Source organism: Nonlabens dokdonensis (genome assembly GCF_002162835.1).
GTDB lineage: Bacteria > Bacteroidota > Bacteroidia > Flavobacteriales > Flavobacteriaceae > Nonlabens > Nonlabens dokdonensis_B.
Genome location: NZ_MAAX01000056.1, coordinates 1 through 5,790, shown reverse-complemented (window position 1 = coordinate 5,790; position 5,790 = coordinate 1). Strand labels below are relative to the sequence as shown.

The window sequence follows — 5,790 nt, the reverse complement described above, 5'->3', positions numbered from 1 at the left end:
CTTCGTACTCACGTACTTCTTTTTTACCTAATTGCTCTGCAAGGGCAACTTGAGCGGCACATTGATCCTTGATAGCTTCGTGTGCGGCTTTAATGGCAGCGATCATTTCTTCTTCAGAAATCTCTTCCATTTCACCTTCTACCATCATTACAGAGTCTGCACTAGCACCTATCATCATCTCTAAATCCGCAGCTTCTAATTGAGCATAACTAGGGTTGATAACAAATTCTCCATCTACACGTGCAACACGTACTTCAGAGATAGGACATTCAAACGGAATGTCAGATAATTGAATAGCAGCACTTGCAGCAAGACCAGCCATAGCGTCTGGCATTACTTCATCATCATGCGACATTAACTGAATCATCACTTGAACCTCTGCATGGTAATCTTTAGGGAATAATGGACGTAATACACGGTCTACTAGACGCATAGTAAGTACTTCTCCATCATTAGGACGTGCCTCACGCTTGAAGAATCCACCAGGATATTTACCGGCAGCGGCAAATTTCTCACGGTAATCTACAGTAAGTGGAAGAAAATCTAGTCCAGTAGATTTGTAGCTGGACACTACAGTTCCTAGAAGCATTGCTTTTCCACATGTGATCACAACAGATCCATGTGCTTGTTTTGCAAGCGCTCCAGTTTCGATAGTGATATCTGGCCCATTTGCCATTTTAATCACTTGTTTAAAAACTTGTGGTTTCATAAATATAATTAAACGTTAATCTCAAGTTGTGAGTAGAGAAGGCGTTTATGAAATTGAAGTTGAATTCGAATTAAAAATTTGAAAACACTTCGACAAGCTCAGTGTGACAAATTTCTAAGACTACATCAATTTAATTTCTTTACTTTATGAGAAACCAGCTTTTGTATTGTCGCGAGGATTTGTTTTAATTCTGCTTTCGCGAAAGCGGAATAGAGAAAAACTCTCTGTATAAAAATAAAAAAGGGGACATTAAGTCCCCAATTTATTACTTTCTTATTCCTAGTTCTTTAATCAACTCACGATAAGCAACGATGTCTTTCTTCATTTTGTAGTCAAGAAGAGAACGTCTTTTACCTACCAGCTTCACTAGACTACGCTCTGTGTTGTAGTCATGACGATTTGCTTTAAGGTGCTCAGTTAAGTGATTAATACGGTAAGTGAATAACGCGATTTGTGCGTCTGTGTTACCTGTGTCGTTTGCGTCTTTTCCGTACTTTGCGAAAATTTCTGCTTTTTTTTCTGGTGCTAAATACATGCCAAAATTATTATATAATGAATATTATGTATGTCAGACTATCTGACGGTGCGTCGAGATTCGTTCTCTAAGCGAATGCAAAAATACGATTTATTAATTATTTCTAATGTTTATAATGCTAATTTTCAATATTTTTAAAACTCTCACGATTTTAAGCGACGTTAAATAAAAGTTTACTGTCATAAATTCGTGAACTGTTTTTATTACTATTGCTCTAACAAAAAAAATCTTTTGAATAAAATTAGCTCCAACTGTCTTATAATTTTCACACGTAATCCTGAGTTAGGAAAAGGCAAGCGTAGGCTTGCTGCAACCGTAGGCGATCAAGCTGCACTTGATATTTATAAATTTTTGTTAGATCATACTCGATCTATCACTGGAGATCTTCAAGCGACTAAACAAATTTGGTACAGCGAGCAGGTTCATGAGAATGACGCATGGGATAACGATGTTTATGAGAAATACGTTCAAGAAGGTGATGATCTAGGAAAACGTATGAAAAGCGCTTTTCAAATGGCTTTTAATAATCATGATCATGTGATCATCATAGGTTCTGATATGTATGATATGTCTCAAGAAGATCTTGAAAACGCATTTCAACAATTAGAATCACACGACGCTGTGATAGGTCCTGCGCAAGATGGTGGTTATTATTTATTAGGTTTTACTAAGAAATTAGTAGAAGGTATCTTTGAAAACAAAGAATGGGGAACAGAAACGGTTCTTGCAGAGACGTTAAATGATCTCAAAAGCGTAAACTATGCCACTCTTGAGACTCGTAATGATGTAGATTATTATGATGATATTAAAGATATTCCAGAATTTCAACAATTTTTAAAACACATTTAATGCTTAGTAAAAAACAACTTACAGATTCTATACAATATTTACAATCACAAGGTTTTGATGCGCCCGAAGTAGGTATCGTCCTAGGTACTGGATTAGGTCAGTTAGTAGAAAGTATTGAGAACCAAAAAGTAGCTCATTACAATCAGATTCCCTCTTTTCCACTTGCAACAGTAGAGTTTCATACAGGAAAATTAATTTATGGCGATTTAGGTGGTAAAAAAGTAGTGGTTATGCAAGGTCGTTTTCATTTATATGAAGGTTATGATTTTATAGACATTACTTATCCAGTAAGAGTAATGCATGGTTTAGGGATTAAAAACTTGTTAGTTTCTAACGCTGCTGGAGCTATCAATATGGAAATGAAAAAAGGTGATATGATGCTTATAGATGATCACATTAACTTGCAAGGTGGCAGTCCATTGGCATTTAAAGGCGTTGCAGAATTTGGCGAGCGATTCACAGATATGAGCGCTCCTTATGATAAAGCGATGAATGAACAACTTAAATCTATTGCGTCAGAAAAAGGAATTACTCTTAGAGAAGGTGTTTATGCCAGCGTTGTAGGTCCACAATTAGAAACTAGGGCAGAGTATAGAATGCTCAAGATCTTGGGAGCAGATGCTGTAGGAATGAGTACGGTGCCAGAAATTATCGTAGCCAACCATTTAAACCTGCCGGTAAGTGCTATTTCAGTCTTGACAGATGAGTGTGATCCTGATAACTTAGCTCCAGTGGATATCGCAGAAATCATTGAGATTGCTGGTAATGCAGAGCCTAAAATGGTTGCCTTATTTAAAGGTCTTATAGAGCAATTATAGCTACCATATATTTTTGGCTGGCATTGTTTGAAGATAATCTCGCTTTCGCGAAAGCAAAAACATCATTATGAAATACGTATCAATTCTATTATTATTTCTTATAACGTCCTCTTGTATAGGTGGTAGCGATTTATATTACCAAACATTGAAGAAGAATCAAGAAATTCCATCTCAAAAAGGACAGTTGGATCATAGCAAATGGAACTCACTATTGAAAAAGTATGTAAATGAGGCAGGTTTTGTAGACTATGATGGTTTTAAAAAAGAACAAAACGAATTAAAAGAATATTTGACATATTTAAATTTGAATAGCCCGCAAAAATCATGGAGTATCAATGAACAATTTGCCTATTACATCAATCTGTATAACGCAGCTACAGTAGATTTAATTTTGACGAATGATATGCCAGAAAGTATCAAAGATATTGATGGGCCATTAGGGCAAGTGTGGCTTAAAAAATATATTCTAGTAAATGATAAAGAATATTCACTGGCTGCGATCGAGAAGAACGTACTTCAAAAAATGGGAGATCCTAGAATTCATTTTGCAATAAATTGTGCGAGTTATTCATGTCCTAAGTTGCAAAATAAGGCATTTACAGCAGCAAATGTTGATGCACTTATGGGTCAAAGCGCTCGCGAATTTGTTAACTCTGATAAAAATGATTTCAGCAATCCAGATGATCCTAAACTAAGTTCTATTTTTAAATTTTATACAGAAGATTTTACTCAAACAGGAATGACACTTGCTCAGTACATCAATCAGTTTGCTGAAACTAAAATTGCTGAAAAAGAGAAATATAATTTCAAGAATTATGACTGGTCATTGAACAAACAATGATCAAAAACCATCATCATTGTTCTTGCGTATATTTGACTGTATGATCAGTATTATAATTCCTGTACTTAATGAAGAAAACTCTATTATCGAGCTGTTAAAGCACCTTCAGAATAATGCAGTAAACGCATCATCGATGGAGATAATTGTAGTCGATGGAGGAAGTAAAGATGCTACGGTACAAAATGTTAAGAATTTTACTTCAAATTATAAAACAATCATTAAAATTGTTCATTCTGAAATGGGTCGTGGTACTCAATTGCATAACGGCTCAAAGGAAGCAACTCAAGATATTTTATATTTCCTTCATGCAGACTCTTATCCGCCTAAAAATTATGACCAGCTAATTATAGAAGCTGTGAGAAAAGGTCGTCCAGCAGGTTGTTTTAGAATGAAATTTATGAGCTGGCATCCTTGGCTAATAATTATAGGATGGTTTACACGTTTTTCATGGAAAGCGAGTCGTGGTGGTGATCAATCGCAATACATTACCAGAGAATTATACGATGAGATAGGTGGTTATAACACGCAAATTCCTATTTATGAAGATTATGATCTAATCGCTAGGTTATATGACCGCAATCAATATTATGTGATCCCTAAATGGTTAAAAACGAGTGCGCGCAGGTATCATGAAAAAGGTGTTCTACGATTGCAATGGTTTTACATCACCATTTATTGGAGGAAATATCGTGGTGCGTCTATCGATGAGCTTTATCAGTATTATTTGAGTAAATGCGATTAGATTTTCTAATGAGCATTCTGTTTAAAGTGGTAAAACTTTACTAGTAGTTAAATTTACAGGTATAGTCTGTGACCTGTCACTTAATCGGTTCAAAGCTACCGGTGCTTGAATGACTATTTCTTAATTAATGGTATTAATCTTTCTTTGACAAGTTTAATACTAACATTATGATACATAAATACATTAAGGTTCTTCTATTTTTCACTGCTTTATGGATACTTCAGTCCTGTATTGAGGATCAGGTCTGTACTGAAGAGACATGGTATCAAGATGCTGACGCAGACGGATTCGGTAACCCAAATAACGCCTTACAAGCATGCGAGCAGCCAGCAGGTTATGTAGAAGATAATACAGATTTTGACGATGCAAACGCTTCGGCTTTTCCTAATGCTATGGAATTGTGTAATGGAATCGATGATAATGGCGATGGAACAATAGATGAAAACCCTACTGACTGTGCTGCAGGAGAGGTTTGTGAAAATGGGAATTGTGTTCCAGCAGTTACCTACTACATAGATCAAGATGGTGATTTATATGGTGATGCTGCCACAACAATTATAGCTGGTAGCATGGCACCTAATGGCTATGTGTTAGATAGTACAGATTGTGATGATACAGATGCTGCAATTAATCCCGGAGCGACAGAGGTTTGTGGTAATGGCATAGATGATAACTGCGACGGCAATGTGGATGAAAACTGTATAGTCGTAGGAGCTCCATATCAAGGAGGTACCATCATATATGTCGATAGTACGGGACAGGCTGGCTTGATAGTTACAAATTCAGATATAGGAGTTGCAGACTTCAACACTGCAAAGACTAATTGTACTAACTTAATTGAAAATGGTTACAGTGACTGGTACTTACCTAACAGATTTCAATTACAACTTTTATATACAGAACGAGCAAACGTTAACGGTTTGTCTACAGTGAATTATTGGAGTGCAGCATTTTACAATCCCAACTCTATTTCTAACCCAACAGATGCTTATTATACAGATTTTTCAAATGGGGTTGAAGGATATGATAATATTAATATGGTCTTTAATTATAGAGCCGTACGAAACTTTTGAAGTAAATCTTCAAATTAAACTTTTAAGCCACCTAGTAAAAACTAGCCGGCTTTTGAATTCTTAAATAAAGTGAATGAACTTAAAAACCTATCTAGTTTCATTTAAAATATAAGTAGAATTGAAAAGCTGAAGTTTTTATAGAAGCAAGCTCATTTTGATACTTCCTACTCCTTTGTCAACTCAGTAAACATCGTTTCTAGATTCTTATTTCTTTTATTAAGTG

The 5,790-nt window shown here is 35.6% G+C and carries 6 protein-coding genes and 1 pseudogene; 5 read left to right on the top strand and 2 right to left on the bottom strand.

Annotation, left to right across the window (positions count from 1 at the left end; genetic code table 11):
* Both A9Q93_RS03270 and rpsO read right to left on the bottom strand, forming a co-directional pair.
* Nucleotides 1-709 (bottom strand): annotated as a pseudogene (locus tag A9Q93_RS03270) (polyribonucleotide nucleotidyltransferase); the annotation flags it as partial.
* 265 nt (nucleotides 710-974) lie between these two features.
* Entirely contained in the window at nucleotides 975-1,244 is a 270-nt protein-coding gene (gene rpsO, locus A9Q93_RS03265; protein ID WP_303685949.1) for a 30S ribosomal protein S15, read from the bottom strand.
* 231 nt (nucleotides 1,245-1,475) lie between these two features.
* Here rpsO and A9Q93_RS03260 point away from each other — a divergent pair, with 231 nt between their 5' ends.
* The 5 genes from A9Q93_RS03260 (at nucleotide 1,476) to A9Q93_RS03240 (ending at nucleotide 5,567) form a co-directional block, all read left to right on the top strand.
* The gene (locus A9Q93_RS03260) at nucleotides 1,476-2,093 is read left to right on the top strand and encodes a TIGR04282 family arsenosugar biosynthesis glycosyltransferase (protein ID WP_303685948.1); all 618 of its coding nucleotides are present in this window, start codon (nucleotides 1,476-1,478) and stop codon (nucleotides 2,091-2,093) included.
* Nucleotides 2,093-2,911, top strand: coding sequence for a purine-nucleoside phosphorylase (locus tag A9Q93_RS03255; RefSeq protein ID WP_303685947.1), 819 nt, complete (start codon nucleotides 2,093-2,095; stop codon nucleotides 2,909-2,911). Before A9Q93_RS03260 ends, A9Q93_RS03255 begins: the two co-directional genes overlap by 1 nt.
* Nucleotides 2,912-2,978: 67 nt before the next feature.
* Nucleotides 2,979-3,752 carry a DUF547 domain-containing protein gene (locus tag A9Q93_RS03250; RefSeq protein ID WP_303685946.1) on the top strand — a complete coding sequence of 258 codons (774 nt, stop codon included), beginning with the start codon at nucleotides 2,979-2,981 and terminating at the stop codon, nucleotides 3,750-3,752.
* A 40-nt stretch (nucleotides 3,753-3,792) separates the two neighbouring features.
* Complete coding sequence (locus A9Q93_RS03245) at nucleotides 3,793-4,494, top strand: TIGR04283 family arsenosugar biosynthesis glycosyltransferase (protein WP_303685945.1); 702 nt, start codon at nucleotides 3,793-3,795, stop codon at nucleotides 4,492-4,494.
* A gap of 167 nt (nucleotides 4,495-4,661) precedes the next feature.
* The gene (locus tag A9Q93_RS03240) at nucleotides 4,662-5,567 is read left to right on the top strand and encodes a MopE-related protein (RefSeq protein WP_303685944.1); all 906 of its coding nucleotides are present in this window, start codon (nucleotides 4,662-4,664) and stop codon (nucleotides 5,565-5,567) included.
* Nucleotides 5,568-5,790 lie beyond the last annotated feature (223 nt).

Bases quoted from the DNA above. Each gene is read 5' to 3' on its own strand.
- rpsO (WP_303685949.1), bottom strand. From the start codon at position 1,244: ATGTATTTAGCACCAGAAAAAAAAGCAGAAATTTTCGCAAAGTACGGA.
- A9Q93_RS03255 (WP_303685947.1), top strand. From the start codon at position 2,093: ATGCTTAGTAAAAAACAACTTACAGATTCTATACAATATTTACAATCA.
- A9Q93_RS03250 (WP_303685946.1), top strand. From the start codon at position 2,979: ATGAAATACGTATCAATTCTATTATTATTTCTTATAACGTCCTCTTGT.
- A9Q93_RS03245 (WP_303685945.1), top strand. From the start codon at position 3,793: ATGATCAGTATTATAATTCCTGTACTTAATGAAGAAAACTCTATTATC.
- A9Q93_RS03240 (WP_303685944.1), top strand. From the start codon at position 4,662: ATGATACATAAATACATTAAGGTTCTTCTATTTTTCACTGCTTTATGG.